This window comes from Blautia sp. MSK18_10, from assembly GCF_020553185.1.
Classification (GTDB): domain Bacteria; phylum Bacillota; class Clostridia; order Lachnospirales; family Lachnospiraceae; genus Blautia_A; species Blautia_A wexlerae.
Genome location: NZ_JAJCGT010000098.1, coordinates 1 through 1716, shown reverse-complemented (window position 1 = coordinate 1716; position 1716 = coordinate 1). Strand labels below are relative to the sequence as shown.

Below are 1716 nucleotides of genomic sequence, written 5' to 3'. Positions count from 1 at the left end.
TGGTATGCTCCCCGTCAAGAGGACAATAAAAAATAATAAATTTTTGTATCGTCAGCCATGCTATGGCTGGCGATATTTTATGCTGCTTTTGTATATTGCTCATGATATTTCATTGGTGTCATTACATGCAGTTTCCTTTGAAGTCGTTGGTTGTTGTAGTAATCTATGTAATTAGCTATCGCAGTAATCAAAGAGCTTCTGTCATTAAAACGCTGTTTATAATACATTTCTCGTTTTAGAATTCCCCAAAACCCTTCCATTGGTCCATTGTCAATACAGTGGGCAACTCTAGACATACTCTGCTTCATATGATGTTTTTTTAATCTAGTATAAAACTGTGCGCTTGTATATTGAAAGCCTCGATCAGAATGAACTAATGGGTGTGCATCTGGCTCCTGACGAACAGCCTCATCAAACGTGTCCATAACTAATGGATTATCATTATGATCGCTGATTTTAAAGGAAACAATCCTTCTATCATATAAATCTAAAATAGCACTCAGATAAACTTTATGAACTTCTATTCCGTTGTAGTATTTAAATTCAGAAACATCTGTAAGCCACTTTTCATTCGGTTTTTCGGCGTGAAATTCACGGTGTAAATAGTTTTTTGCTATGTGATCAGGATTTCTGTCTCCTCTGGTACAACTCTTAGGTTTCCATTTAATATTTGATTTTATATCGTATTTCCTACAAATACGAAGTACTCGTTTATCATTCACATGAATTCCTTTATGTCCATCTAATTCATCACGAATCCTTCGGTATCCCATATCTGGATGCTGGTTATGAATCCTTTGGATTTCAGTGGATAGTCTTTCGTTTCGAAGTTCATTATTACTTTTCGGATATTTTACCCAGCGGTAATACGCAGAACGTGTAACATTAAGATATTTACAAAGTCTATCTATGGGATAATGCTTAGTAGACGATAGTTTTTGGATGGCTTCATATTCGGCTAACCGATGGATTAAAGATAGCGCCCCCTCCTTTCCAGTTCTCTGACTTTTTTTAACAGATCATTCTCCATTTGTAAGTCTAGATTTCTTCTTTCTAGTTCAGCTATCTTGTCACGTAGCTCTTCTTCAGGTGTTCTGCTTGGAAGAGAAGCTATACGACGTCCACGTCTGTCTTCCAGACCCGCTTGACCCATCTTTTCGTATCGTATTACCCAATTGCGAACTTGTTGATAGGAACAATCATATTTGAGTGCCATTGCACCATAATTCTTATCATTTGCAAGACAATCTGTTACTATTTTTAATCTCTCATCAAGTGTAGTGTTCTTTGCTTTTTTCATGTAAGCACCTCCAGTGGATGTTTTTAATATTCCACCAGAATTATACACCTTAATCCAATCGGAAAGCTGTCTGTGTGAACGAATTCCGTATTTTGTGCAAATATCCTGAAGAGATCCTTCTCCGTTAAGATAATCATTTATAGCAGATATTTTTAAATCTTTTGAATAAGATTTGTTTTTCGGTTGATTGAGTAATCCAGTTGGTCCATCATACTGATAAATAGAAATCCAATTTCGAATACTATGATGATCAACTCCCAATTCTTTTCCTGCTTGCCGTATGCCAATTTCTCCTGCAAGGTAGCGTTCGACTATTTTTACTTTTTCTACTGGTTCTATCTTACTCTTTCTGAACATGAAAATACCCCCATATAGGACTTTTATATTTCATTGTCCTATATGAGGGTAGCATATCA

Annotated in this window: 2 protein-coding genes; both read right to left on the bottom strand. The window is 36.0% G+C overall.

Annotation, left to right across the window (positions count from 1 at the left end):
• Positions 1 to 77: 77 nt before the first annotated feature.
• On the bottom strand, positions 78 to 971 hold the full coding sequence (locus tag LI074_RS16950; protein ID WP_173704929.1) for an IS3 family transposase: 894 nt from the start codon (positions 969 to 971) through the stop codon (positions 78 to 80).
• Positions 971 to 1657, bottom strand: a complete 687-nt coding sequence (locus LI074_RS16945; protein WP_055058267.1) for a helix-turn-helix domain-containing protein — start codon at positions 1655 to 1657, stop codon at positions 971 to 973. The genes LI074_RS16950 and LI074_RS16945 overlap by 1 nt, the downstream gene beginning before the upstream one ends.
• Positions 1658 to 1716 lie beyond the last annotated feature (59 nt).

Excerpts from the sequence above, each read along its gene's own strand:
- LI074_RS16945 (WP_055058267.1), bottom strand. The coding sequence starts at position 1,657 with ATGTTCAGAAAGAGTAAGATAGAACCAGTAGAAAAAGTAAAAATAGTC.